This is a genomic window from Maribacter sp. HS (genome assembly GCF_048059195.1).
Taxonomy (GTDB): domain Bacteria; phylum Bacteroidota; class Bacteroidia; order Flavobacteriales; family Flavobacteriaceae; genus Maribacter; species Maribacter dokdonensis.
In genome coordinates this window covers 662,303-689,213 of record NZ_JAYLVV010000002.1, presented here as the reverse complement: position 1 = coordinate 689,213, position 26,911 = coordinate 662,303, and the positions used below count along the sequence as shown (strand labels likewise).

Annotated in this window: 21 protein-coding genes; 20 read left to right on the top strand and 1 reads right to left on the bottom strand. The window is 36.6% G+C overall.

Annotation, left to right across the window (positions count from 1 at the left end):
- Positions 1-127: 127 nt before the first annotated feature.
- Complete coding sequence (locus tag VBZ51_RS03130) at positions 128-955, top strand: GIN domain-containing protein (RefSeq protein WP_416576028.1); 828 nt, start codon at positions 128-130, stop codon at positions 953-955.
- Here the strand turns inward: VBZ51_RS03130 and VBZ51_RS03125 are convergent.
- The gene (locus VBZ51_RS03125; RefSeq protein ID WP_416576027.1) at positions 952-3,216 is read right to left on the bottom strand and encodes an acyl-CoA dehydrogenase; all 2,265 of its coding nucleotides are present in this window, start codon (positions 3,214-3,216) and stop codon (positions 952-954) included. The two genes, VBZ51_RS03130 and VBZ51_RS03125, sit on opposite strands and share 4 nt — an antisense overlap.
- Before the next feature lie 196 nt (positions 3,217-3,412).
- On the opposite strand from VBZ51_RS03125, the gene ruvB reads away from it, so the two are divergent.
- The 19 genes from ruvB (at position 3,413) to VBZ51_RS03030 (ending at position 26,888) form a co-directional block, all read left to right on the top strand.
- The gene (ruvB, locus tag VBZ51_RS03120) at positions 3,413-4,435 is read left to right on the top strand and encodes a Holliday junction branch migration DNA helicase RuvB (protein ID WP_071341258.1); all 1,023 of its coding nucleotides are present in this window, start codon (positions 3,413-3,415) and stop codon (positions 4,433-4,435) included.
- A gap of 2 nt (positions 4,436-4,437) precedes the next feature.
- Positions 4,438-5,358, top strand: a complete 921-nt coding sequence (queG, locus tag VBZ51_RS03115) for a tRNA epoxyqueuosine(34) reductase QueG (RefSeq protein ID WP_321828473.1) — start codon at positions 4,438-4,440, stop codon at positions 5,356-5,358.
- 167 nt (positions 5,359-5,525) lie between these two features.
- On the top strand, positions 5,526-6,845 hold the full coding sequence (locus tag VBZ51_RS03110) for an MFS transporter (RefSeq protein WP_099189774.1): 1,320 nt from the start codon (positions 5,526-5,528) through the stop codon (positions 6,843-6,845).
- Between the two features lie 118 nt (positions 6,846-6,963).
- Positions 6,964-9,258, top strand: coding sequence for an NADP-dependent malic enzyme (locus tag VBZ51_RS03105; RefSeq protein ID WP_416576026.1), 2,295 nt, complete (start codon positions 6,964-6,966; stop codon positions 9,256-9,258).
- Positions 9,259-9,331: 73 nt separating this feature from the next.
- Positions 9,332-9,913 (top strand): Holliday junction branch migration protein RuvA, encoded by a 582-nt coding sequence (ruvA, locus tag VBZ51_RS03100; RefSeq protein WP_058103939.1) that lies wholly within the window; start codon positions 9,332-9,334, stop codon positions 9,911-9,913.
- 65 nt (positions 9,914-9,978) lie between these two features.
- Entirely contained in the window at positions 9,979-17,109 is a 7,131-nt protein-coding gene (sprA, locus tag VBZ51_RS03095) for a cell surface protein SprA (protein ID WP_416576260.1), read from the top strand.
- 132 nt (positions 17,110-17,241) lie between these two features.
- A complete protein-coding gene (gene gcvH / locus VBZ51_RS03090; protein ID WP_416576025.1) occupies positions 17,242-17,622 on the top strand; it encodes a glycine cleavage system protein GcvH in 381 nt (126 codons plus the stop codon).
- 34 nt (positions 17,623-17,656) lie between these two features.
- Positions 17,657-18,007 carry a VanZ family protein gene (locus tag VBZ51_RS03085; RefSeq protein ID WP_083414241.1) on the top strand — a complete coding sequence of 117 codons (351 nt, stop codon included), beginning with the start codon at positions 17,657-17,659 and terminating at the stop codon, positions 18,005-18,007.
- A 62-nt stretch (positions 18,008-18,069) separates the two neighbouring features.
- Positions 18,070-18,774 carry an energy transducer TonB gene (locus VBZ51_RS03080; RefSeq protein ID WP_416576024.1) on the top strand — a complete coding sequence of 235 codons (705 nt, stop codon included), beginning with the start codon at positions 18,070-18,072 and terminating at the stop codon, positions 18,772-18,774.
- Between the two features lie 223 nt (positions 18,775-18,997).
- Positions 18,998-19,900 carry a heme o synthase gene (cyoE, locus tag VBZ51_RS03075; RefSeq protein WP_416576023.1) on the top strand — a complete coding sequence of 301 codons (903 nt, stop codon included), beginning with the start codon at positions 18,998-19,000 and terminating at the stop codon, positions 19,898-19,900.
- Positions 19,901-19,902: 2 nt separating this feature from the next.
- Positions 19,903-20,484 (top strand): cytochrome c oxidase subunit 3, encoded by a 582-nt coding sequence (locus VBZ51_RS03070; RefSeq protein ID WP_416576022.1) that lies wholly within the window; start codon positions 19,903-19,905, stop codon positions 20,482-20,484.
- Between the two features lie 97 nt (positions 20,485-20,581).
- Positions 20,582-21,559, top strand: coding sequence for a cytochrome c oxidase subunit 3 (locus tag VBZ51_RS03065; RefSeq protein ID WP_058103932.1), 978 nt, complete (start codon positions 20,582-20,584; stop codon positions 21,557-21,559).
- A 53-nt stretch (positions 21,560-21,612) separates the two neighbouring features.
- Complete coding sequence (locus VBZ51_RS03060; protein ID WP_058103931.1) at positions 21,613-21,996, top strand: cytochrome C oxidase subunit IV family protein; 384 nt, start codon at positions 21,613-21,615, stop codon at positions 21,994-21,996.
- Positions 21,997-22,118: 122 nt separating this feature from the next.
- Entirely contained in the window at positions 22,119-22,748 is a 630-nt protein-coding gene (locus VBZ51_RS03055) for a hypothetical protein (protein ID WP_416576021.1), read from the top strand.
- Positions 22,748-23,479: an SCO family protein gene (locus VBZ51_RS03050; RefSeq protein ID WP_416576020.1), complete on the top strand. Its 732-nt coding sequence runs from the start codon at positions 22,748-22,750 to the stop codon at positions 23,477-23,479. Before VBZ51_RS03055 ends, VBZ51_RS03050 begins: the two co-directional genes overlap by 1 nt.
- A 10-nt stretch (positions 23,480-23,489) precedes the next feature.
- On the top strand, positions 23,490-24,023 hold the full coding sequence (locus VBZ51_RS03045; RefSeq protein WP_416576019.1) for a DUF420 domain-containing protein: 534 nt from the start codon (positions 23,490-23,492) through the stop codon (positions 24,021-24,023).
- Positions 24,013-24,231 carry a hypothetical protein gene (locus VBZ51_RS03040; protein ID WP_416576018.1) on the top strand — a complete coding sequence of 73 codons (219 nt, stop codon included), beginning with the start codon at positions 24,013-24,015 and terminating at the stop codon, positions 24,229-24,231. The genes VBZ51_RS03045 and VBZ51_RS03040 overlap by 11 nt, the downstream gene beginning before the upstream one ends.
- A gap of 115 nt (positions 24,232-24,346) precedes the next feature.
- Entirely contained in the window at positions 24,347-25,594 is a 1,248-nt protein-coding gene (locus VBZ51_RS03035) for an ABC transporter permease (protein WP_286812871.1), read from the top strand.
- Between the two features lie 37 nt (positions 25,595-25,631).
- A complete protein-coding gene (locus tag VBZ51_RS03030; protein WP_340156771.1) occupies positions 25,632-26,888 on the top strand; it encodes an ABC transporter permease in 1,257 nt (418 codons plus the stop codon).
- The last annotated feature ends 23 nt before the right edge of the window (positions 26,889-26,911 follow it).

The window sequence follows — 26,911 nt, the reverse complement described above, 5'->3', positions numbered from 1 at the left end:
AATAACATATTCTATATAAAAGCCCAACTATACTTAGTTGGGCTTTGTTTTACATTACTATTGGGATATTATTAAGTTGTTCTATTATTGCATAAATTTAAATACCTTCATTTAAAAATACAGTTATATGAAAAAGTTCGCCATTCTGTTTGTAGCATTAATAGTTGGGGTTAAAAGCTATTCACAACGTAAGCCTAAAATTAAAGGTAATAAGAATGTTATTGAGTTAAGAGAGGACCTAGAACCGTTTTATGGAATTGAGTTGGCAGATGATTTGGACATTGTTATTCAAAAGGCATCACATGAAGGTTATGCTCTAGAGCTTGATGACAATCTGGTAGATGTGCTAAAGTTTAAGGTGGATAACGGGGTGTTGAAAATCTCCTCATTCTATAATATTACCTCTAAGAGAAAACTGGATATCACCATCTTTTTTCAAGAGTTGAACAGTATTAAAATGTTGAACGGTAAAATCAGTATGAAGGATGTTATTTCTACGGATAAACTTAGGGTGCAGACTTTTGGCACTTCAAGATTGGAATTAAACGCCACTGCTGATATTATTGATGTCAGTATGGAGGAAATTAGTTCTGGCGATTTTAATTTGGCAAGTGATTCTTTAAATATCGTTTTAAAGGATAGAATAGATGTTAAGTTATATACCACCGGTGAAAGCAATAATATTTATATGTATAAAAATGCCTCTGCTAAAGTTGAAGGAACTTCAGATTTTTTAATGGCGAAATTATATGGAAATAGTGCCCTTAAAGCTTCTAACTTACAATCAAATGATGTGTTGGTAATTGCCGAAGATTCACCTGATGTTGAAGTTCGTGCCTTAAATACCATACAACTTAGTTCTAAAGGTGCTACTAGAACCAAGTTATACGGTGATGCAGAGATTACCATTTTGGATTTTTTAGATACTTCTAGATTGGAAAAGGAGAAGAACTAATTGGCAATAGGTGCGGTCATAAGGTGGTCTGGTATGCCAAAACCGTCTATTAAGGTGTTTAAATGAGGTCTAAGCTCGGTACATAGTCGTTCTACTCTTTGGCGTATGGCTTTGGATTTTGTTCCTCCCAGGTAGCCTTGTTCTAGATACCATGATGCATCTTTTCTAATTTCATATAAAGCATGCAATGTTCCAATTTTTTCAAAAAGTGTTTTATAGTCAGGATCCGTAATTGTGTTGGTATGCTCTAAGAATGATTTATAGGCCAATTCTGCACTGTAAGCCTTACCAAGTGTCATTAAATGTGTCTGCACCTTTAAGAACGCTTGGTAAGAGGGTATTCCTTTTTTAATATATCCTCTAATGCGCATAGCAAGCGTATAGGTTAATCTTCTTGTTCTATACTCAAGTGCATGTACATGAAATTTAGGATTGTATAAATGATCCTTGTCGGTTTTATTGGAGTACATTGGATTTATGGTCGATAGTTTATCACTTAATTGTGAGCTTAAAAGTTTCAAAACGGTAGAAAATCCTGCGCTATTGAATTCGGCTTTAAAATCTGATAAAACTCCTTTTGCGGCCAGCTGTAATAGCACATTGTTGTCGCCTTCAAAAGTGGTGAAAATATCCACATCGCCTTTCAAGTCTGCAATACGATTTTCTATAAGATAGCCTTTGCCACCGCAAGCCTCTCGGCATTCTTGTATAGTTTCATTGGCATACCAGGTTATGATAGATTTCAAACCAGCAACTTGCGTCTCAATTTTTCTCTTGTCCGGTTGAGACTCGTCACAATATAACGACATCATTTTATCTAAGGTAAAATGGTAAACGTAGGCACTGGCAACTAATGGGGTTAAGCGTAATTGATGCGAGGGATAATCCATTAAAAGGTCTTCCTGTATTTTTACACTATCATTGAACTGTCTTCTTTTTAAAGCATGTTTTATGGCGACGGTCAAAGCAAATTTAGCACCGCCAAGTCCGGCTCTCGCAACGCAAATTCTACCGCCAACCAACGTTCCCAGCATGGTAAAGAACCTTTTATTCGGATTTTTTATCTCTGAGTAATATTCACCATTCGCTAGAATAGTACCATACTTATTTAGCAAATTTTCTTTCGGTACTTCTACTTGATCAAACCATATTTTGCCATTATCTACACCATTTAACCCTAACTTATAACCATTGTCTTCTACGGTAATACCTGGTAAAAGCTCATGGGCTTTATTTCGTAATGGTACCAATATGGCGTGTACTCCTTCATTTTTTCCGTTAACGATCAATTGGGCAAAAACAGATGCCATTTGTGAGTGTAAGGCATTGCCTATATACTCTTTATTGTCATTTTTACCCGGTGTGTGTATTACAATGGTATCTTTTTCCTTGTTGTAGGTTGCTGTTGTTTTAATACCGCGTACGTTGGATCCATGACCGGTTTCCGTCATTGCAAAACATCCTAACAATGATGCTGCACCGGCTTTTGCTAGATACGTGTTGTGGTGTTTTTTTGTGCCCAGTTTTTGTATGCTCCCCCCAAATAGACCGAATTGGACACCAAATTTTATGGCTAAACTTCCGTCTGCCCAAATCATATTTTCAAAAATATGAGCGTAACCTTCCATATTATCGGTTCCGCCATAGTCTTCAGAATATGCCATGGCGCCATAACCTTTTTGTGCTAGAAATTTCACTTGTTCTAGAACGTGCTGTCTAAAATCTTCTTTGTTTCGTCGTATCTGCCAAGAAAAAATAGGGTCATTTAATGTAGACCTAAATTGGTCTATCGTTTGGGCATGTTCACCTTTTAAAATGGAGTCTATATGCTTTGCTGAATATTGTGCCGATTTTGGATCTAGGTCAATTTGAACATCAAAAAGATGGTTGTAGTGATTGGGTTGTATACCCAAATTGACCTCAATATTTTTTATGCATTCATTAAATGGTATTTCCCCTTGATAGTGTGTAGCCACTTTCTCGCTGAATGCGGTTAAAGGATAGGTGTTGTGCTCCACCAATTTAACACCGCTATTGGCAATTAATTGTTTCCAAGATTTAAGAACACTATCCTTGGGAGGATTATTAACATCTAACCAAGATTTTAATAGTTTCTTGTCGGCAAGTGTTAGTGAACTATCTTCTGAAATGGCATTTTCTGCCACGTTAATTTCCGATGCAGATAAAAGATCATCTGACCAAATAATATAAAATACAGGTATGTACTGTAAAACCGATGCGGTATAAATTTCTGTTGTCATACAATGAAATTACAATTTTTACTTGATATTGAATTCATCTGAATAGACAATACCTATGTTCTATTTTAAATGTAACAGATGGTATGTCTTCATTTTGATGGGGCTGCTTTTAAGTTATTTTTAGTTTGGTTAAAATCCTATTTAGGAAAATGATTTGGCTCAAAGTTACCGCGTGTTTGTCTATCTTTGTTAGTGTATGAACGAGTATTTAGACCCATCTGCGGAAGGTTTCTCTAATGAGGAGCTTGATATTGAAAGAGCATTGAGACCTGTAAATTTTGATGATTTTACTGGTCAGGAACAAGTGCTCGAAAATCTTAAGGTGTTTGTTGAAGCAGCCAATAGAAGAGGTGAAGCATTGGATCACACCTTGTTTCACGGTCCTCCGGGATTAGGTAAAACAACCTTGGCAAATATTTTGGCAAATGAACTTGGTGTTGGGATCAAGATTACCTCTGGTCCTGTATTGGACAAGCCTGGAGATCTAGCAGGGTTGTTGACCAATTTAGAGGAAAGAGATGTATTGTTCATTGATGAAATACATAGACTTAGCCCCATAGTAGAAGAATACTTGTACTCTGCAATGGAAGATTACAAAATAGATATCATGATAGAAACAGGTCCAAATGCCAGGTCTGTTCAAATAAATTTGAATCCGTTTACCTTAATTGGTGCTACAACGCGCTCAGGTTTGCTAACAGCGCCTATGCGAGCTAGGTTTGGCATTCAAAGTAGGTTACAGTATTATTCTACAGAACTGTTGTCCACTATAGTAGAACGAAGTGCGGAAATTTTACGGGTTCCTATTTCTCAAGATGCTGCTATAGAAATTGCCGGTAGAAGTAGGGGTACTCCTAGAATATGTAATGCCCTTTTGCGTAGGGTACGAGATTTTGCGGAAATTAAAGGCAATGGTGCTATTGATATGGAAATTTCTAAATTCAGTTTAAAAGCTTTGAACGTAGATGCCCATGGGTTAGATGAAATGGATAACAAAATTCTTACGACCATTATAGATAAGTTTAAAGGTGGTCCTGTTGGGATAACAACTTTGGCGACCGCTGTGTCTGAAAGTGCCGAAACTATTGAAGAAGTATATGAACCCTTTTTAATTCAGCAAGGGTTTATTATGAGAACACCTAGAGGTCGTGAAGTTACAGAAATGGCTTATAAACATTTAGGAAGAATCAAAGGTGGAATTCAACCAGGATTATTTTGAGTATAGATATCAAATCTAAATGGACCAATAGTATTAAAACCGAAGCCAAACGCCTCGGTTTTTTATCATGTGGTATATCTAAAGCGGATTTCTTAGAGGAAGAAGCGCCAAGATTGGAAAAATGGCTCAACAACAATATGCATGGCGAAATGAGCTATATGGCAAATCATTTCGATAAAAGATTAGATCCGCGAAAATTGGTGGAAGGGTCTAAGTCTGTCATATCCTTGCTTTTAAATTATTTTCCTGAAAAAACCCAACGAGAAGATTCTTACAAAATTTCAAAATATGCCTACGGTCAAGATTATCATCACATCATAAAAGGTAAACTTAGGCAATTACAAGAATTCATAACGGAAGAAATAGGCGAGGTACATGGCCGTGCTTTTGTAGATTCTGCTCCAGTGCTCGATAAGGCTTGGGCAGCAAAAAGTGGTTTGGGCTGGGTTGGTAAGAACAGTAATCTTTTAACGCAGCAGGTTGGTTCCTTTTACTTTATTGCCGAATTGATCGTAGATATTGATTTAGAATATGACCATGCTGTTACCGATCATTGTGGTACCTGTACTGCGTGTTTAGATGCTTGCCCTACACAAGCTATAGTTGAACCATACGTGGTAGACGGCAGTAAGTGCATTTCTTATTTTACGATTGAATTAAAAAATGAGTTGCCTAATGAAATGAAGGGGTCTTTTGATGATTGGATGTTTGGTTGTGATGTTTGTCAAGATGTTTGTCCTTGGAACCGATTTTCTAAACCACACAATGAGCCTTTATTCAATCCTCATCCAGAGTTGTTAAGCATGACCAAAAAGGATTGGGAAGAGATAACAGTGGATGTCTTTCAAAAGGTCTTCAAAAAATCTGCTGTTAAACGAACAAAGTACGGCGGACTTACTAGAAATATTGAATTTCTAAAATAATTTCATTTCCTCAATCGTTTTCGTAGGCATTTCCAATAGATAATCATGCGCAACAGGTTTATTTATATTATATTGGTTGCTACTTTAAATTATGTTTTTCTGAGTTATTACATGATTTTTATGTGAATATGTTAAAATAAACCAGTAGATTATAAACGTTAGCCCTAATGAAAATAACTAAACCAAGTCTTAGTTTTTGGCAAATATTCAATATGAATGTTGGGTTCTTAGGAATTCAATATAGCTTCGGATTACAGCAAACAGCAATAAACCCTATTTTTCTTTATCTAGGCGCACCAGAAGATATGTTGCCAATTTTAAATATCGCTGGGCCTGTAACGGGTTTGATCGTACAACCAATTATTGGAGCCATGTCAGATAAAACTTGGTCTGCACGTTGGGGTAGAAGAAAACCCTATTTTTTGATTGGGGCAATTTTGGGTAGTTTGTGCCTTTTTGCATTTCCTACAAGTCCGGTATTATGGTTTGCGGTTGGACTTTTATGGATTTTAGATGTGGGTAACAATATGGCAATGGAGCCTTATCGTGCTTTTGTGGGTGACAAGCTGCCTGAAAAGCAGTTAAGTTTAGGCTACCAAATGCAAAGCCTTTTCGTTGGGGCTGGTATTCTTTTGGCAAACGGGTCAATAGTGCTGTTTCAGTATTTGTTTGGTGGCGAGTCTGTAGAAGTGGCGGGTACTATACCTACGTGGTTATATTACTCGTTCTATATTGGTGCAATTCTATCAATTACTACAATACTTTATTCGGTGTTAAAAACTCCCGAAATTCCTCCGTCTTCTTTAGAATTGGAGGAGATAAATGCGGCAAGGGCCAAACCCTTAATGGATCGGATAATGTTTCCTTTCAAAGAAATTGCAGAAGCTATTAAGAGAATGCCCAAATTTATGTGGAGGGTTGGAGCGGTTTATTTATTTCAATGGTATGCATTGTTTATTTATTGGCAATATACTACCCCATTATTTAAGTTGACCATGGGATACTCAACAGGAGAGGCAGCATCTCAATCTGCACAAATGAGTTTAACCTATAATGTCGTTACCATGGTTGTAGCTTTGGCGCTAGTGCCTTTGACCTTAAAATTTGGGGGTAAAAAAGTATATGCGTTGAGCTTGTTTGGTACGGCCTTATCATTATTCACCATACCTTTTATTACGGATCCCATATTGGTTTTGGTGCCAATGGTCCTATTTGGTATTGGCTGGGCGGCAATGATGGGAATACCATATACAATGGTGTCTAAAGTGGTGCCGCAAGACAGAAGGGGGGTATATATGGGGATTTTGAATATGATGATCGTAATACCCATGGGTATAGAAACTTTGACATTTGGTCCAATCTATAAATATGTACTTGGAAATAATGCAATTAATGCAATGTTGTTCGCAGGAGCTTTCTTTGCAATTTCGGGTATTTTGGCACTAAGACTTAATGTTAGAAGTAAGGCTGCGGTTATAGATTTGTAGAAAATTGTCCGCTTTTTTCTTTCCTAAGGAAAACTATTTAATTTGTTTGCATAATTACTGTTACTATTCACTCTTTTTTGAAGAATACCTTTAAATTTGATCTTTTAAATTAGAACGTATGAGCAAGGAGAAGCAAAGAAGGGAAGCATTGGTGTACCATGCTAAACCTCAACCAGGTAAGATTAAAATAGTTCCTACAAAACCATATAGTACCCAAAGAGATCTTGCTTTGGCTTACTCGCCAGGTGTGGCAGAGCCTTGTTTAGAAATAGCAAAGAATAAGGATAATGCCTATAAATATACTTCTAAAGGGAATTTGGTAGCTATTATTTCTAATGGTACCGCGGTATTGGGATTAGGTAATATTGGTCCTGAGGCTTCAAAACCGGTTATGGAAGGTAAAGGTCTTTTGTTCAAGATTTTTGCAGATATAGATGGTATCGATATTGAGGTGGATACTGAAGATGTTGATAAATTTATTGAAACGGTGAAGATGATCGCCCCAACTTTTGGCGGTATTAATCTTGAAGATATTAAAGCTCCCGAAGCTTTTGAGATAGAGCGTAGGTTAAAAGAGGAGCTTGACATTCCTGTAATGCACGATGATCAGCACGGTACTGCTATTATTTCTGCGGCAGCGTTGTTAAATGCTCTTGAAATTGCTGAGAAGAAAATAGAAGAGGTACGTATAGTTATTAGCGGTGCCGGCGCAGCAGCAGTATCTTGTACAAAGCTTTATAAGGCTTTTGGAGCAAAGGCAGAGAATATTGTAATGCTGGATAGTAAGGGCGTTATTAGAAAAGATGCTGAGAATCTGTCGGCAGCGAAGAAAGAATTTGCAACAGATAGAAAAATAGATACCTTGGATGAGGCAATGGTAGATGCCGATGTTTTTATCGGACTTTCCATAGCTAATATTGTATCTCCTGAAATGTTAAAATCTATGGCGCCAAATCCTATTGTTTTTGCCATGGCGAATCCTGATCCGGAGATAGCATATGATTTGGCAATAGATACCCGTAAAGATATCATCATGGCAACGGGAAGATCTGATCATCCTAACCAAGTAAATAATGTTCTTGGTTTTCCATTTATATTCCGTGGTGCTTTAGATGTAAGGGCTACAGCCATTAATGAAGCTATGAAAATGGCTGCGGTAAAAGCTTTGGCCGAATTAACAAAGCAACCAGTGCCAGAACAGGTGAATATTGCATACGGTGAAACTAGATTAACATTTGGTAGGGAATATATAATACCAAAACCTTTTGATCAGCGACTTATACATGAGGTACCACCTGCTGTGGCAAAGGCGGCAATGGATAGTGGTGTGGCAAAAGCGCCTATTTCAGATTGGGATAAGTATAAAGAGGAATTAATGCTTAGATCCGGTAACGATAACAAAGTGGTTAGGCTATTACATGGTAGGGCACGTAGTAATGCGAAGAAAATAGTTTTTGCCGAAGCGGATCATTTAGATGTGTTGAAAGCGGCACAAATTGTTCATGAAGAGGGCATTGCTGAACCTATTCTTTTAGGAAGAAAAGACATTATTCTGGAGCTTAAAAAGGAGCTGGAATTTGATGCCGATATAGCTATAATCGATCCAATGTCCGATGAGTTTGATGAACGTCATGTACGTTATGCTACCAAGTATTGGGAAAGTAGAAAAAGAAGCGGGGTTACATTTTACAGTGCAAAGATAAAAATGCGCGAGCGTAACTATTTTGGTGCAATGATGGTACTTGAGGGTGATGCTGATGGTATGGTCTCTGGTTATTCTAGAGCTTATCCTACGGTAGTAAAACCTATTTTAGAGGTTATCGGTAGAGCTTCCGGTGTAAAGAAAGTAGCTACGGTAAATATTATGATTACCGAAAGAGGACCGTTATTTTTGGCGGATACCTCTATTAATATAGAACCAAATGCCGAAGAATTGGCAGATATTGCAAAAATGACCGCTAATGTAGCGTCAACGTTTGGTTTTGATCCTGTATTGGCAATGTTAAGCTATGCCAACTTTGGCTCTTCAACACATCCTAACGCAACAAAGGTGAGAGAAGCTGTACGTATTCTTCATGAAACTGCATCAAATTTGGTAGTCGATGGGGAAATTCAAACAGATTTCGCCTTGAACAAAGAGTTACATGAAAGTAAATTTCCATTTTCTAAGCTTGCCGGTAGAAAGGTGAACACTTTGATCTTTCCTAATTTGGAATCATCGAACATTACTTACAAATTGTTGAAAGAGTTAAATGGAGCGGATTCAATTGGTCCTATAATGGTAGGTTTAAGAAAGGCAGTTCATATTATGCAACTGGGTGCTAGTGTAGATGAAATTGTAAACATGGCAGCTGTGGCCGTAATAGATGCTCAAGAACGAGAAAAAAGAAAAAAAGCAAAAGGGTCTAAATAAAAGTTTAATTTTTGAATAACATAAATGGGGAAATAGGTAGGCATACTTTTTTCCCCTTTTAATTTAAAGGAACATGATACACCACTTAAAAGGAAAATTAGTAGAGAAAAACCCAACTCATGTTATTATTGAATGTGGTGGGGTTGGCTATTTTGTAAATATTTCTTTGAATACTTTTTCAAAGTTGCCGGAACAGGAAAACATTTCTGTATTTACGCACCTACAAGTGAAAGAAGATTCTCACACACTCTTCGGTTTTGTTGAAAAATCAGAGCGTGAGATTTTTAGATTGTTGTTATCTGTTTCTGGTATTGGCTCAAGTATAGCAAGAACCATGCTTTCTTCAATGTCACCTTCTCAAGTAAGGGATGCTATTGCTAATGGTGATGTTGCTTCAATACAAGCTGTAAAAGGTATTGGTGCCAAAACTGCCCAGCGTGTAATTTTAGATCTTAGGGATAAGGTCTTAAAAGTTTACGATATAGACGAACTTTCGTTAAGTACAAACAATACAAATAAAGATGAAGCGTTATCTGCTTTAGAAGTTCTAGGCTTCGCACGTAAACAATCAGAGAGGGTTGTCGATAAAGTGCTAGGTCAAGATGCTTCGCTAAGTGTCGAGAATATAATTAAACTCGCGCTCAAAAATTTGTAATAAGTTTGAAAAACGGGGTAACTAAATTTCTTAAAATTTCTTTTAAGCACATCTTTGTATTCTTTATGTTTTTGGGTTCTATAACTTCGGTTGTGGCTCAAGAGACTGAAGAGCAGGAGATTGATTCTGTGAAAACTGGTTTTGATTTGGGTAGAATCTTAATTGAGAATCCAGATAGTATTGTATCTAGATATATTTACGACCCTAATTTAGATCGCTATATCTACAATGAAAGTGTTGGCGAATTTAATATTGGTTATCCGATTATTCTTACACCAGAGCAGTATTTTAAGCTGATCGAAGAAGAAGGTATTAAGTCTTACTTCAAAGAAAAATCAGACGCTTATGCCGGTAAAAAAGAAGGTAGTGAGGAAGCCCGAAAAAATCTTCTTCCTAATTTTTATGTAAATAATGATTTCTTTTCAACCATTTTTGGCGGTAATACTATTGAGATAATTCCACAAGGATCCGTTGCAATGGATTTGGGGGTTATATGGCAAAAGAATGATAATCCGTCTTTATCACCTAGAAATAGAACTAACCTTTCGTTCGATTTTGATCAGCGTATTAGTCTTAGTATGCTAGGGAAAATTGGAGAGCGTCTACAGGTGACGGCCAACTATGATACGGAGGCAACTTTTGATTTTCAGAATATCGTAAAATTGGATTATACCCCAACGGAAGATGATATAATCCAATCTATAGAAGTAGGTAACGTTAATATGCCACTTAATAGCTCACTGATTTCAGGAGCGCAAAGTTTATTTGGTGTAAAGACCAAATTGCAGTTCGGTAAAACTTCTGTAACGGCTGTTTTTTCAGAACAACGTTCGCAAAATAATACGGTAGTTGCCCAAGGTGGTGGTACGGTAAATGAGTTTTCTTTATCTGCGTTGGACTATGATGAAAACAGACACTTTTTCTTAGCGCAATATTTTAGGGATAACTATGATAATGCACTTTCTTCTTACCCTTATATACAGAGTCAAGTGCAAATTACCCGTATAGAGGTTTGGATTACGAATAGAACCCAACAAACCTTGAATGTGCGTAACGTGGTGGCCATACAGGATTTAGGTGAGGCAGATATTACCAAGACAAGAGTTGGTCAAAACAACGGTAGTGCAAGTGGATTTTTCAACGGTCCTGCCGATTTAAGACCTAGAAACAACGCCAATGATTATAATCCTGCTTTAATTTTGACCGGTAATGGCGCACTGAACGATAACATAAGAGAAATTGCAACGGTAGAAAGTGGTTTTAATGCCGGTAGTTTTGCAGGCGGTTACAGTCCTAATCAAGGGTTTGATTATGCATATCTAGAAAATGCCCGAAAGTTGGAACAAGGCAGGGATTTTGATTTCAACTCTCAACTGGGGTATATATCTTTAAACCAACGCCTAAGTAATGATGAGGTTTTAGGTGTTGCTTACCAGTATACTTTTCAAGGTCAAGTATACCAAGTAGGTGAATTTGCAAATGGTGGTATAGAAGCTACTACGGTTACACAAGATGTAAGTACGGTAATTGAAAACAATACTTTGATTCTTAAGCTACTTAAAAGTAATATTACCAATATCACTGATCCAATTTGGGATCTTATGATGAAGAACATTTATGCAACTGGAGCCTACAGTTTAAGTCAAGATGATTTTAAGATGAATATCTTATATTCTGATCCTACCGCAAGAAACTATATTACCCCAATTGAACAAGGTCCTGGTTCTGGTTGGCCAGAAGGTTTAGAAGAACGTATTCTATTAAATGTATTCAATTTAGATAGGTTAAATGTCTACAATGATATTCAGCCCGGTGGAGATGGTTTTTTTGATTTTATCAGTGGTCAGACTATCGATATACAGAATGGTAGAATAATATTTACCAAAGTTGAACCTTTTGGGGAGTTCTTATATGAGCAATTGGAAAATGGTAATAGTGGTCAGTACGATGTAACCTCTGGCTATAATGCCAACCAAGAGCAGTATGTATTTAGAGATATGTATGCCTTGACCAAAACGGCCGCACTGCAAGACCCTGAAAAAAATAAGTTTTTATTAAAAGGTACGTATAAATCAGAAGGTAGTAATGGTATTTCTATTGGGGCATTTAATGTTCCGCAGGGATCCGTAACGGTAACCGCCAATGGTAGAACATTACAAGAAGGTATAGATTATACGGTAAACTATCAATCGGGTACGGTTCAAATTTTAGATCCAAGTTTAGAGGCTTCCAATGTGCCTATTAATATTTCAGTAGAAAACAACGCGGTATTTGGACAACAAACACGTCGTTTTACAGGTGTTAATGTAGAGCATCAATTCAATGAAAAATTTGTTTTAGGGGGTACATTGTTAAACTTGAACGAAAGACCCCTAACCCAGAAATCTACATACGGAGTGGAATCTGTGAACAATACCATTTTTGGGCTGAACACTAACTTTTCTACTGAGGTTCCTTTTTTAACCCGTATGGTAAATAAGCTGCCTAATATAGATACAGATGTGCCTTCTAATATTTCCGTAAGGGCAGAAATGGCCGCTTTGATACCAAGTTCACCTAAAAACGCGGATTTTGAAGGGGAGACCACTACTTATCTAGATGATTTTGAAGGTGCGCAGGCCTTAATAGATATTAGAGCTTCGCTTGGTTGGTCTTTAGCAAGTATGCCTTTGGAGTTTGGTAATGATGATCAATCTTTTGGTAGTTCTCCAGATGATCCAAATAATTTATTAAATGGTTATAATAGGGCAAAACTATCTTGGTATACTATTGATCCAATTTTCTATACTACGCAAAGGCCTTCTACTATTAGTGATGATGATATCTCTACTAATGCTACACGTAGGGTGTATATAGATGAAGTTTTTCCAGAGACCGATGTGGCACAGGGGCAGACCCAGGTGCAGTCCACTTTGGATATGGTATATTATCCATCGGTAAAGGGACCGTATAACAATAATCCAGATTTTGAAAACGAAGCTCCTACAGAAAAATGGGGAGGGATGATGCGTTCTTTGAGCAGTACGGATTTTGAACAGAGTAATGTAGAGTTTGTTCAGTTTTGGGTGATGGATCCTTATGTAGATGGTATTGCAAATGGGGCAGGTGAATTGGTACTTAACTTGGGTAATATATCTGAGGATATTTTGCGTGATGGTAAAAAGCAGTATGAAAACGGTTTGCCTGGTGTTGATAGTAATGATTTTGTTTCCCCTACTTCATGGGGTGAAGTGCCGGCAACACAATCTTTAGTGTATGCTTTTGATGCCGATGAAAATAACAGGGTATTACAGGATATTGGTTTTGATGGTTTGGATGATGCACGTGAAGTAGATATATATACCAACAATGCTGGTGATGACCCTGCATTGGATAACTATGTATATTATTTAAATAGGGAAGGTAGCATATTAGAAAGATATCAAGACTTCAATAATCCACAAGGTAACTCACCTGTTTCGGTAACAAATACCGATAGAGGTTCTACAACCCTACCTGACGTAGAAGATGTTGATAGGGATTTGACCATGAATACGGTGAATAGTTATTATGAGTATAGAATTGCCATAAAGCCGAATACTACAATTAATGACGAGTATGTAACCGATATTATAGAAGGTACTGCTAGTGGGGATTTTAGAATACCTAATGGAGACGAGGTTAATTACCGTTGGATCCAATATAAGATTCCGTTAAGTGACTTTACCGATGCGGTGGGTGGTATTACGGATTTTAGGTCTATTAGTTTTATGCGTATGTATATGACGGGTTTCAATAGTCCTACCATTCTACGTTTTGCTACTTTGGATTTGGTTAGGGGAGATTGGCGTACATATACAAATACGCTGCAAGATCCAGATGTGGATAGTGATCCTTCTGATGACGGTACTACTTTAGATGTAAACACGGTAAATATTGAAGAGAATAGTAGTAGAACTCCAATACCATACGTTCTGCCTCCGGGCGTTATAAGAGAGCAGTTAAATAATAACAATACTATTATTAGACAGAATGAGCAATCTCTCTCCTTGACGGTATCTAACCTAGAGTCTGAAGATTCACGCGGAGTATTTAAAAACTTGAATGTTGACATTCGTCAATATGAGAAATTGAAAATGTTTATTCATGCCGAGAAGATTGTAGATAGTGATTATGCAGATACATCTACACCATTGGTTGGTTTTTTAAGAATGGGTACAGATTTTACCCAAAACTATTACCAAATAGAATTGCCTTTGGAATTCACTCCTTTTACAGCTGTTTCAGATGAAGAAATATGGCCGGAAAATAATGAAATGAACATTGCACTTAGTGATTTGACCAAGGTGAAATCGCAATGGATCGCGGATGGTGATCTTAATGATGTTCGTTTCTTTGAAATTGAAAACGGGGAAGTTATTCCTGTTGGTGAGTTCGATGTGCGTACGCCCGGCAGATTACGTATTGGTATAAAAGGTAATCCGTCTTTAGGTAGTATACGTACTATGATGGTGGGTGTAAAAAACCAAGATATACTACCGGCAAGAGGTGAGGTTTGGTTCAATGAACTTCGTTTGGCAGGTTTGGACAATAATGGAGGGTGGGCAGCAATTGCCGCTGTAGATGGTAATATTGCCGATTTTGCCAATTTTAGTGCAACGGGTAGCAAGAGTACATCTGGTTTTGGTTCTATAGATCAAATGCCAAATGAACGTGCCCGTGAAGATGCGGTTTCGTATGATGTGGTTACCAATGTTAACGTTGGTCAATTGCTGCCCAAGAAATGGGGTATACAGCTACCTTTTAATTATGGTGTTTCTGAACAATTGATTACACCGGAATTCGACCCTGTCTATGATGATTTAAAATTAGAGGATAGAATTGCGGCAGAAGATACCCAAGAGGGTAAAGATGAAGTTTTGGAACAAGCTGAAGATTACACTAAGCGTACCAGTATCAACTTAATTGGGGTTAGAAAGGATAGAGGAGAAGAGGCCGATGCCAATTTTTATGATATTGAAAACTTTACCTTTAACTATAGTTATAATGAAACCGATCATAGAGATTTTGAAATTGCAGAGTTAAGGGAGCAAAGTGTAAATACCGGTTTTGTATATAATCATAGTTTTGACCCTGTAGAGGTAGCGCCTTTTGCTAAAAAAGATTCTCTTTTTACAGGCAAATATTGGAAATGGTTAAAAGATCTTAACTTAAACCTGTTGCCATCTAATATAGGGGTTACTTCAAATATCAATAGGCAGTTTAATGCACAGCGTTTTAGGGATGTCTATACTGATGGTGAAGATAGACTTGAGTTGCCAGAATTGCAGCAGCGTAACTATTTGTTCAATTGGCAATATGCGGTCAATTATAATTTGACCAAATCGCTACGTTTGAATTTGACCGGTTCTAACAATAATATAGTTAGAAATTATTTGAACGAAGATGAACCTTTAGAGTCAACGGAAAGAATTAATAATGAGTTGGGAATGTGGGACGGCTTCTTTGATGTTGGTGAGCCTAACAGGCATTCTCAGCAAATGCAGTTGAATTATGATGTGCCTTTTTCCAAAATACCTGCATTGGATTTCATTAGTACACAATATTCATATACCAGTAATTTTGATTGGCAAAGAGGTGGAGATGCGTTGTTTGAAGTAGCGGGGGAATACATTAATACGGTACAGAACGCCAATACGCATACTATAACGTCATCATTGACCATGCAGAAGTTCTATGATATGCTTGGACTTAAAAAGCGCGAAGCGCCAAGGGCAGGTGCAAGAGGACCTATCCGAAGGGACAAATCCGGTGCATTGGCAGAAGATCAAGAAAAAATAAAAGGTAAGACCAGTGATTTGTTCAATACCGTAGTAGATATTGTAACTATGGTTAAAAGATTGAACCTGAACTATAGTGAGAACAATGGAACGGTGCTTCCGGGTTATACACAATCTGTTGGGTTTGTTGGTACTACCAAACCTACCATTGGATTCTTGTTCGGTAGTCAGTCAGATGTCCGTTTTGAAGCTGCTAGAAATGGTTGGTTAACTGGTTTTGAAGATTTCAATGAGCAATTCATCCAAAGAACAAATAAGCAATTGAATATTACCGCTACCGCACAACCTACTAAAGATATTACGATAGATTTAGTAGCGGACCGTCAATATTCGGATAGTTACCAAGAAAATTTTAATGTTGTTGACCAAGAATACAACCTACAGTTAGGTAATAATTATGGTAGTTTCAGTATTTCTACTATGATGATAGGTACGGCCTTTGGTAAGAGCGATGAGTTTGATTCAAGTACTTTTCAGCAGTTTAAGGATAATAGAATTACAATAGCCAATAGGTTGATCGCTGATCGATCTCAACCTGTGGGAGATTTAGATGAAGATGATTTTCCTCAGTTATACGGTAAAACGCAACAAGAGGTATTGTTACCAGCGTTCTTTGCGGCATATACAGGGCAAGATGCTGAGCGTGTAAACTTAGATACCTTTAGGGATATTCCTATTCCTAATTGGAACATTAAGTATACCGGACTAATGAAGAGTAAATGGTTTAAAAAGAAATTCAAACGTTTTTCTTTGAGTCATGGGTATCGTGCATCATATAGTATAAACTCGTACCAAACGAATTTAGAAAAGGTGCAATTGGTTAAAGATAATCCGGGTGAGTTTGCAATAAATGAAGAGAATTTAGATCTCTTGCCAGATTTGATATTAAATAACGTTGTTCTTACAGATCAGTTTAATCCGTTGATCCGTGTAGATTTTGAAATGATCAACTCGGTAAGTGTCTTAGCGGAAGTTAGAACAGATAGAGCCTTATCATTAAGTTTTGATAATAATTTAATGACAGAGATCAATGGTAAAGAATATACGGTTGGTTTGGGCTATCGCTTTAAAGATGTAAAATTCGTTACCAATATTGGTGGTAATAAAACAAGGTTAAAAGGTGATTTAAACCTAAAAGCCGATGTTACTTTAAGAGATAATATTACCATCATTAGAAATTTGGATATCAATAACAATCAAATTACTTCGGGTCAAAATTTAATGTCATTGAAGTTTACGGCAGATTATGCATTGAGTAAAAGCTTGAACGCCCTGTTTTTTTACGATCATTCATTCTCCAAATTTGCTGTATCAACTGCCTTTCCACAAACTACGATTAATACAGGTTTTACACTTCGTTATAATTTTGGTAATTAATACGGTTGTTTCGTAAAAGTATGCCCCAATAATTATGTAGGCTTTTAAACAAATCATTACATAGGCAAATATTTTGATAACCTAAGTTGAAAACTTTACATTTGCCGAAGTAAAAAATAATAATAGATTATAATGAACATACCAGCTGAATTAAAATATACAAAAGATCACGAGTGGGTTAAAATAGACGGTGACATTGCTACGGTAGGTATTACAGATTTCGCACAAGGTGAATTAGGTGATATTGTTTATGTAGAAGTAGACACTTTAGATGAAACCTTGGATCGTGAGGCTATCTTTGGTACTGTTGAAGCGGTTAAAACGGTATCTGATTTATTTTCCCCATTATCAGGTGAAATTGTTGAGTTCAACGAAGGTTTAGAAGATGAACCTGAAAAGGTGAATTCTGATCCCTATGGAGAAGGTTGGATGGTGAAAATTAAATTTAGCGATGCAAGCGAGCTAGATGATTTGTTGAGTGATGCTGCATATAAAGAGGTAATTGGTGGTTAAAAACACTATTTTCAAAGTACTTTTCATAAGCTGGATGATGTTCGTAACATTTTTCAGCTTATTTTCTTTATCGGGTGTTGGTACTTCCAGGTTCAACATACCGCATATGGATAAGGCCGTGCATTTTACCTTTTACTCCGTTATGGTGGTCTTAGGTTATTTGGCAATGAGGAGCAAAACAGTCCAGCAGGCCAAACGTTCTAAGTTGTTGTGGTACATAGTTTTATTTGCTGTAACATACGGCATAATTATTGAGGTATTACAACATGTATTGACGACTGATCGTCACGGTGATCCTTTAGATGCACTTGCAAATTCAATAGGGGCTTTTGTAGGAATGTTTGTAATAAGATTTCTATTTTTTAGAACCCCGTCGTTAAAATGAAAATTTTAGTTGCATTTTTATGGATTAATTAGTTAAATTAGCAATCACTAAATTGAATATATATGGAACCTAAAAAGAATCCAAAGGCGGATTTAACAAAGAACAGCAGTCTTTATTTCGTTATCGGTTTATTTACAGTAATGTTATTTACTTATCTAGCATTTGAGTGGAAAACTTATGATGAGGTAAACGATTATGATATTTCTATGAATGTGGATGATCTTTTAGATGAAGAAGTTCCAATGACAGAACAGATCAAAACTCCACCACCGCCACCGCCACCAGCTGCACCAGAAATTATTGAGGTTGTAGAAGATGAAGAAGAGGTTGAAGAAACTGTAATTGAGTCTACGGAAACCAGTCAAGAAGAGGAAATCGTTGAGGTTGAAGACGTTGTTGTAGAGGAAATTGAAGAGGATGTAGATGTACCTTTTGCAGTAATTGAAGATGTACCTGTATTCCCAGGTTGTGAAAACGAAAGTGATAAAAGAGCTTGTTTCAATAAAATGATTCAAAAGCACATCGGTAAAAATTTCCGTTACCCAGAAATTGCTCAAGAAATGGGTGTTCAAGGTAGAGTTAGTGTAATGTTCGTAATTCAGAAAGATGGTAGTATCGGTAACGTAAGAATGCGTGGTCCAGATAAAAACCTTGAAGCTGAAGCTGCTAGAATTATCAGCAAGTTACCTAAAATGACACCAGGTAAACAAAGAGGTAGAGCGGTACGTGTTCCTTTTAGTATTCCAATTAACTTTAAGTTACAGTAACAATATATTAGAATTTATTTGTAAAAAGATCCTGAGTTCAGCTCAGGATCTTTTTTTGTTTCAACTTTTTTGTGAATACCAACGTAAACATCAACGTTGATCAGATTTAATTGGAATTTTATTTAAATGCAAATGGTGACATTTTCAATAAATCTAGAAATAAAGGTTTTAGGTTGCAGAAATATGACTAGGGCGTTATCTTTGCAGACCTATTTTAAAAAGTATGAAGACGGCCGTTGGTTCGGCAAAGAATAGTGCATTTGCATTGATTTTTGCCGATTTTAAGGAGATTACCAAAGCTAGATTAGCTATTAGTGTCGTTTTTTCTTCCTTAGCAGGATATTTCTTGGGTGCTTACGAAATACAATGGGGGCAAGTGCTTCTTTTGGCTTTTGGTGGTTATTGTATGGTAGGTGCCAGTAATGCCTACAACCAGGTCATAGAAAAAGATTTGGATGCCTTAATGAAGCGTACTAAGAATAGACCAATTCCCGCTGGGCGTATGTCTGTTAATATTGCCATGGCAGTGGCTATAGTACTGACTTTATTGGGTGTATTGTCTCTATACCTTCTGAATCCAAAAACTGCCATGTTTGGTGCTATATCCATATTCCTCTACACTAGCGTATATACACCTTTAAAAACAATAACCCCGTTAGCGGTATTTGTAGGTGCAATACCAGGAGCAATACCTTTTATGTTGGGTTGGGTAGCTGCTACGGATGATTTTGGAATAGAACCTGGAACACTATTTATGATTCAGTTTTTTTGGCAGTTTCCACATTTTTGGGCCTTAGGATGGATGTTGGACGATGATTATAGAAGCGGAGGTTTTAAGATGCTTCCAACAGGTAAGAAAGATGCAGCTACCGTACTTCAAATAATAATGTACACTATTTGGATGATGGCGGTATCTATAATACCGGTATTTGGTATAACGGGTAGATTGCAGTTGTCTATAGTGGCAGCTGTTATTATTTTCTTGATGGGTGCGGTTATGCTAGGCTTTGCTTTTCAGTTATATAGAAATAGGGATAACGTTTCCGCAAGAAAATTAATGTTGGCAAGTGTTAGTTATATAACATTAATGCAAATAGTGTACGTAATAGATAAATTTTTAGCTTAAATATGGATTTAACACAGGGTACGGAGGTAGAGAAAAAAGCTAGGGCGAAAAAAATGATGCTTTGGTTTGGTATTATTAGCCTTCTAATGAGTTTTGCAGGGTGGACAAGTGCTTACATAGTTAGTCGCTCTAGAGAAGATTGGGTTAGTGAAATTCAATTGCCAAATGCTTTTTTGTATAGTACGATCGTTATTATCATTAGTAGCGTTTCATATATGTTGGCAAAAAAGGCTATTAAAGATGGAGAAAAAGCCAGTGGTACTAAATGGCTATGGATAACGTTAGGTTTAGGGATATTGTTTGTGTTGCTTCAGTTTTCTGGATTTTCAGAAATGGTGGCCAAAGGATATTATTTTACAGGGCCAACAAGTGGTATAAAGGTTTCCTTTGTATTTTTAATTGCGATGGTGCATGTAGTACATGTGGTGGCGGGTATGATATCATTATTAGTGGTACTATACAATCAAAACAAAGGAAAATATAGTCCGGAAAACTATTTAGGTGTTACCTTAGGGGCTACATTTTGGCATTTTTTAGATTTATTATGGATCTATTTGGTGTTATTTATGTTCTTTGTAAAATAAAATGTGAATCAAAATTAGTTTTGGTGCAAATTGCGTTTTTAAATAGTTCAAAAAGATGTAAATTTGCTAAAGTTTTATTAAAACGATAAATAATTATATGAATTCTACGGTGACTACGGGAACGGAAACAAGCGTATGGGGTGGAGGTAATCAACCCTTAGGAGCAAGCTATGGTAAAATGATGATGTGGTTTTTCATTGTTTCAGATGCTTTGACTTTCTCTGGATTTTTAGCAGCTTATGGCTTTTCAAGATTTAAGTTTATTGAAACATGGCCCATTGCGGACGAGGTGTTTACACACGTTCCTTTCTTTCATGGTAATTATCCCATGATTTATGTGGCTTTTATGACGTTTGTTTTAATTATGTCATCTGTAACTATGGTATTGGCTGTAGATGCAGGGCATAAAATGAAAAAGAATGCCGTTATCTGGTACATGTTCGCTACGGTTATCGGTGGTATAATCTTCGTTGGTTCTCAAGCATGGGAGTGGGGAACTTTTATCAAAGGTGATTACGGTGCTTTAGAAACAAAAGGTGGTAGAATTTTGCAGTTTGTTGATGCTGGTGATACCGAAAAGAGAGTTGCATTGTCAGATTTTGCAACTTCTATTCCAAGTGAAAGAACTGAGCACGAGAGAAAGAATGGTGTTTGGTTTTATCAAGAACCAGGACTTACAAGTGTTTCTTTAAATGAAGTTGTAGAAGGTTTTAAGGCTAATCCTAATATTTTGATCAGAACTGAATTGATCAATGAAGAAGGTAAGAAGACCGTATTGGATAGAAAGGCTTCTTTGGCTAAATTGGCAGATGCTACACAAGTTGTGGAAGGTGCTAACCTAATTCATAATGAATATGGAAGCAGATTGTTTGCAGATTTCTTTTTCTTTATCACAGGTTTCCACGGTTTTCACGTTTTCTCAGGCGTAGTGATCAATATTATTATTTGGTTTAATGTTATTCTTGGTACTTATGAAAGGAGAGGACATTATGAAATGGTAGAAAAGGTTGGTTTATACTGGCACTTTGTAGATTTAGTTTGGGTATTTGTATTTACCTTCTTCTACTTGGTATAATCCTTTTAACAATAAATAGCATTACTGTAAATAGAATTTTAGATTAAAGTAACATGGCAGACGGACATAAATTAGAGATTTTTAGAGGGCTTGTAAAGTTTAAATCTAACACACAGAAAATCTGGGGAGTATTGGCATTTTTGACCTTAATAACTGCAGTAGAGGTAGTTTTAGGTATCATTAAGCCAGCATCGTTAACCGATACCTATATATTGGGCATGAAATTGATCAATTGGGTGTTTATCATCTTAACTTTGGTAAAAGCGTATTATATAGCGTGGGATTTTATGCACTTACGTGATGAAAAATCTTCTCTAAGAAGAGCCATAGTTTGGACACCAATATTCTTGGTCATTTATTTGACGTTTATCCTTCTGGTTGAAGCTGATTACATTTATAATGTTTATAAAGATGGTTTTATAAGTTGGAACTTCTAGGGTATAATTAACAATATTAAAAGACGGTTATATAACCGTCTTTTTTATTTTTGTATACTTTCTATTTAACAATTGTTTTATGAAGATCTGTTGTGTGTTTCAATAGATTGCTTTACTAATATATGAAAAAGACCTTTGTTCTTGTTGTCTTGTTTGTGCTGCCTATCGTAGCGTATATGTTCTTTGCGTCTGGTGTAACCAATTTTGGTAAATTATCTCAACTTACTAAAAATGTTCAGGAGCTGAACTTTGCACCTGAGACTCAATTAAAGAATAAAATAACCGTATTAGGTTTTTTGGGTTCCAATGTTGAAGGTAGAAAAGGTAATGCCTTTAATTTAAATCAAAAGATATATAAACGCTTTTATGAGTTTAACGACTTTCAGTTTGTAATGTTGGTATCTTCTGAAGATGAATCAAAAGTAAATGAACTTAAAAAGGAATTGGCCACCTTGGCAGATAACGAAAAGTGGAAATTTGTGTATGCAGATACAGATCAGATTAATTCACTGTTTACTAGCTTAAAAACAGATATTGAGCTAGATTCAGAAAATAGTACTCCTTATGTTTTTATAATTGATAAGGATTTAACTTTAAGAGGTAGGTCAGATGATGAAGATGATGGTACCAAATATGGTTTTAATTCTAATTCGGTAGCGGATCTAAACAACAAAATGGTTGATGATATTAAGATCATTTTAGCAGAGTATCGTTTGGCCCTAAAAAAGAATAACGCAGATAGATCTAAATAATGAATAAAAAATATACATACGTTTGGGTTTCGTTAATTGTTCTGATTTTTGGAATTATTGTGGTTCCAAGAATAGTCAATAGATTGTCTGATGGTTCGGTGGTTGAGAATGATCGTTTGAATACCTCTAGTAAAATCGATAACGAAAAACTTGGCTATATTTTATTGAATGGAAAACGAAGAAAAGTACCTTCGTTTCAGTTTTTAAACCAAGACAGTACTCTGGTTTCTGATAAGGATTATTTAGGTAAGGTCTATGTTGTGGATTTCTTTTTTACAAGGTGTCCTAGTATTTGCCCTGTAATGACAACCAACTTGGTAAATATTCAGAAACATTTTAAAAGTGAGGATAACTTTGGGGTAGCTTCATTTAGTATAACGCCTGAATTTGATACGCCCAAGGTATTAAGGGAATACCAAGAAAAGTACCATATACAAGACCATAATTGGAATTTAATGACCGGCGATCAAACAGCCATTTATGACCTGGCCAATGCCGGATTCAATATTTTTGCGGCAGAAATGCCAGATGCGCCTGGCGGGTTTGAACATTCCGGGTTATTTGCTTTAGTAGATAAGGAAGGTTTCTTAAGATCTAGAATTGACGAGTTCGGTAATCCTATTGTATATTATCGCGGAGCAATTTTAGAAGATAAGGGCGTCAATGATCATGGTGAAACGGAAGAAATAGGCATACTTAAAGCCGATATTAAAAAGTTGTTGGAAGAATAAGAGTACATATATGCAAGGTAAGGTTCAAGACGAAAAAAAATTCAATAGGCTAATTGCTATAGTTTCTATAGTTATACCTATAGTTGTTGCAGCTTTGTTTGGGGTTAAATTACCCAATGTAGAACCTCTGTCATTTTTACCACCAATTTACGCCGCAATAAATGGTTTAACGGCGGTTCTACTTCTGGTGGCTGTTTGGGCTATTAAAAATGGTAATGAAAAATTACATCAGAATTTGATGACTACAAATATTGTACTGTCCTTATTGTTCTTGGTAATGTATATTGCCTATCACATGACCTCGGATTCTACAAGTTATGGGGGTGAAGGCGCAATCAAATATGTATACTATTTTATTTTGATTACCCATATTATTTTATCCATTGCGCTAATTCCGTTAGTGCTACGAACCTATGCAATGGCTTATTTAGGAAAATTTGAAGACCATAGAGCATTGGCAAAATATACTTTTCCTATTTGGTTCTATGTTGCGGTTACCGGTGTTGTGGTTTATTTAATGATATCTCCGTATTATGCATACTAAATATTTATTTTTAATATTGTTTTTTTTAGTGCTTTTAACACCAATGGATGTGGAGGCTCAATGTGCAATGTGTAGAGCCGTGCTAGAGAGTGAATCCACCGGCAAAGCAGCGGAAGGTATAAATAATGGCATAGTTTATTTAATGGCTGTACCATATGTTTTGGTGGCAGGACTTTTCTATTTTATTTACAGGAAGATGAGGGCATAATGCTCATTTTTAATTTTTTTCAAAAAAACTGTAACATTCTTTCAATTGGTTAGTCTTATGATTGTGTGGCACTTGTGTTGCATTCATCAATCAATCATACTAATCAATCAATCTTATGTTCGATCTAGAACGTTGGCAAGAAATTTTCGATACTATTCGTAAAAATAAATTACGAACTTTTCTTACCGGACTTTCCGTTGCTTCAGGCATTTTTATACTGGTAATTTTATTGGGTTTTGGTCAAGGCATGCAAAATGGAATTGCCAAAGAATTTGAACAAGATGCTGCTACAAGTGTTTGGGTGTGGCCTGGTGTAACTACAATTGGCTATAAAGGTATGAACCCAGGTAGGCCTATTCAATTCAGAAACGAAAATTATGAAATGGCCGGTGTTTTGTTTCAGGAACAAATAGAGAATGAATCTCCAAGGTTATTTGTTAGAGATGTGTTTGTCAATTTTGGTAGTGAATCATTGGCATATAATGTTCAAGGGGTTTCGCATCAATTTCAATTTATTGAGAATGAGTTTATGACCCTTGGGAGATTTCTGAATCAACAAGACGGTGACTCTAAGGCCAAGGTTGCCATTATCAGTAATAAGATCAATAGGGAAGTATTTCATGAATTGGAAAGCCCTATTGGTGAGTATTTAGATTTGTCCGGAATTCCATTTAAAATCGTTGGGGTTTATGGGGATATAGGCGGAGAACGGGAAGAAGATCGTATTTATATACCTATTAGTACGGCACAACAGGTTTTCAATGGTGCGGATTATTTGAATAACCTTGCGTATACGCTTCCTCCAAAAGAAGATTTTGAAGCAGCTGTACAACAATCCATTAAATTTAAAAATGAGCTTAAATCATATTTGCAAAAAGCACATACGGTAGCGCCAGAAGATACTAGCGCCATACAAGTGTACAACCCTATGGAAGAAGCCAAGCGCTTTTATGCTTTAATGGGGGGAATAAAATTTTTCTTTTGGTTTGTTGGGGTATGTACCATTATTGCGGGTATAGTGGGGGTAAGTAATATTATGCTAATTGTAGTTAAAGAACGTACTCGAGAAATAGGTATTCGTAAGGCATTAGGAGCAAAACCATGGTCTATTGTAGGTATGATATTGCACGAAGCCATTTTTATTACGGCAATAGCGGGTTTTACCGGTCTTATTTTAAGTATGGGATTGTTGGAAATCGTAGGTCCGCATGTAGAGGTAGATTATGTTTTGAATCCGTCGGTAAATTTCAATGTGGCCTTAACAACCGTATTTGTATTAATAATTGCCGGAGCCATAGCTGGATTTTTCCCGGCATGGAGAGCTGCTAAAATTCATGTGATAGAAGCTCTTAGAGATGAATAGTTGTAAAGGAGTGAGTATAATAATTAAGCAATGACCCATGTTCAATAGAGACCGGTGGAAAGAAATTTTGGAAGTTTTGTCTAGCAATGTTTTTAGGACATTGGCTACTTCCTTTGGCGTAGGTTGGGGTATATTCATACTAATCATTCTTTTGGCGGCAGGTAAAGGCTTGGAGAACGGTATTAGAGCAGATTTTGGGGACATTGCTACAAATACCATGTTCATGTGGTCTAGAAATACAACAATGCCCTATAAAGGATTGCCAAAGGGTAGGCGTTTTAGTTTTAAGTTAGAAGATGTTCAGGCCATTAAGGACAATGTACCTGATCTTCGCTTTATTTCTCCTCGTAATCAATTAGGAGGTTTTAGAGGGGCAAATAATGTGGTCCGCGGATTAAGAACGGGTGCATTTAATGTTTATGGGGATTATCCTGAAATCATAAAACAAGAACCTATGACGATAACCTCGGGTAGGTTTGTGAATCATAATGACATACAGGATAAAAGAAAGATTGCGGTAATAGGCGACGGTGTTAGAAACGAATTATACGATCAGGGTGAAACCGTAATAGGGACGTATATAAAAATACAAGGTGTCAACTTTATGGTGGTGGGTACCTATCAAAAGAAAGATGACGGTGGTGGTGAAGAAGGTCAAAAAGAAATATATGTGCCGTTTACGGCTTTTTCACAAGCATTTAATACAAGTAATGATGTAGGGTGGATGGCCATTACCGCCAATGATGGTAGTTCTATTTCCGATTTGAAAGAGAAAATAGTTGGCGTTGTTAAGGAAAAAAGAAAAATTCACCCAGATGACAAACGTGCCGTAGGATACTTTGACCTTTACGAGCAGTTTAATCGTGTAGAAAGTTTGTTCGGTGCATTGCGGTGGGTGGCCTACTTTGTTGGGGTATTGGTTTTGCTATCCGGTATTATTGGGGTAAGTAATATCATGCTGATCGTTATCAAAGAACGCACAAAGGAAATTGGAATTCGAAGGGCATTGGGCGAAGCACCTTGGTCCATAAAAAAACAAATTTTAATGGAATCTATTTTCTTGACAATAATATCGGGTATGATAGGTATTGTTTTCGGGGCGGCATTTATTTATGGTGTAAATGCAGTGTTAGATTCCGTAGGTCCTGTAGATATGTTCATCAACCCAAGTGTAAGTTTAGCAATTGTGGTAAGCGCACTGATCATCTTGGTATTTTCAGGCTTGTTGGCAGGTTTTATTCCTGCTCAAAGTGCCATAAAGATTAGACCTATAGAAGCATTAAGAACAGAATAAATCATCAACAAAATTTAATCGAT

What these genes read in the sequence shown, in the direction of transcription:
- VBZ51_RS03130 (WP_416576028.1), top strand. Translation starts at nt 128, where the DNA reads ATGAAAAAGTTCGCCATTCTGTTTGTAGCATTAATAGTTGGGGTTAAA.
- VBZ51_RS03125 (WP_416576027.1), bottom strand. Translation starts at nt 3,216, where the DNA reads ATGACAACAGAAATTTATACCGCATCGGTTTTACAGTACATACCTGTA.
- ruvB (WP_071341258.1), top strand. Translation starts at nt 3,413, where the DNA reads ATGAACGAGTATTTAGACCCATCTGCGGAAGGTTTCTCTAATGAGGAG.
- VBZ51_RS03110 (WP_099189774.1), top strand. Translation starts at nt 5,526, where the DNA reads ATGAAAATAACTAAACCAAGTCTTAGTTTTTGGCAAATATTCAATATG.
- VBZ51_RS03105 (WP_416576026.1), top strand. Translation starts at nt 6,964, where the DNA reads ATGAGCAAGGAGAAGCAAAGAAGGGAAGCATTGGTGTACCATGCTAAA.
- ruvA (WP_058103939.1), top strand. Translation starts at nt 9,332, where the DNA reads ATGATACACCACTTAAAAGGAAAATTAGTAGAGAAAAACCCAACTCAT.
- sprA (WP_416576260.1), top strand. Translation starts at nt 9,979, where the DNA reads ATGTTTTTGGGTTCTATAACTTCGGTTGTGGCTCAAGAGACTGAAGAG.
- gcvH (WP_416576025.1), top strand. Translation starts at nt 17,242, where the DNA reads ATGAACATACCAGCTGAATTAAAATATACAAAAGATCACGAGTGGGTT.
- VBZ51_RS03085 (WP_083414241.1), top strand. Translation starts at nt 17,657, where the DNA reads ATGATGTTCGTAACATTTTTCAGCTTATTTTCTTTATCGGGTGTTGGT.
- VBZ51_RS03080 (WP_416576024.1), top strand. Translation starts at nt 18,070, where the DNA reads ATGGAACCTAAAAAGAATCCAAAGGCGGATTTAACAAAGAACAGCAGT.
- cyoE (WP_416576023.1), top strand. Translation starts at nt 18,998, where the DNA reads ATGAAGACGGCCGTTGGTTCGGCAAAGAATAGTGCATTTGCATTGATT.
- VBZ51_RS03070 (WP_416576022.1), top strand. Translation starts at nt 19,903, where the DNA reads ATGGATTTAACACAGGGTACGGAGGTAGAGAAAAAAGCTAGGGCGAAA.
- VBZ51_RS03065 (WP_058103932.1), top strand. Translation starts at nt 20,582, where the DNA reads ATGAATTCTACGGTGACTACGGGAACGGAAACAAGCGTATGGGGTGGA.
- VBZ51_RS03060 (WP_058103931.1), top strand. Translation starts at nt 21,613, where the DNA reads ATGGCAGACGGACATAAATTAGAGATTTTTAGAGGGCTTGTAAAGTTT.
- VBZ51_RS03055 (WP_416576021.1), top strand. Translation starts at nt 22,119, where the DNA reads ATGAAAAAGACCTTTGTTCTTGTTGTCTTGTTTGTGCTGCCTATCGTA.
- VBZ51_RS03050 (WP_416576020.1), top strand. Translation starts at nt 22,748, where the DNA reads ATGAATAAAAAATATACATACGTTTGGGTTTCGTTAATTGTTCTGATT.
- VBZ51_RS03045 (WP_416576019.1), top strand. Translation starts at nt 23,490, where the DNA reads ATGCAAGGTAAGGTTCAAGACGAAAAAAAATTCAATAGGCTAATTGCT.
- VBZ51_RS03040 (WP_416576018.1), top strand. Translation starts at nt 24,013, where the DNA reads ATGCATACTAAATATTTATTTTTAATATTGTTTTTTTTAGTGCTTTTA.
- VBZ51_RS03035 (WP_286812871.1), top strand. Translation starts at nt 24,347, where the DNA reads ATGTTCGATCTAGAACGTTGGCAAGAAATTTTCGATACTATTCGTAAA.
- VBZ51_RS03030 (WP_340156771.1), top strand. Translation starts at nt 25,632, where the DNA reads ATGTTCAATAGAGACCGGTGGAAAGAAATTTTGGAAGTTTTGTCTAGC.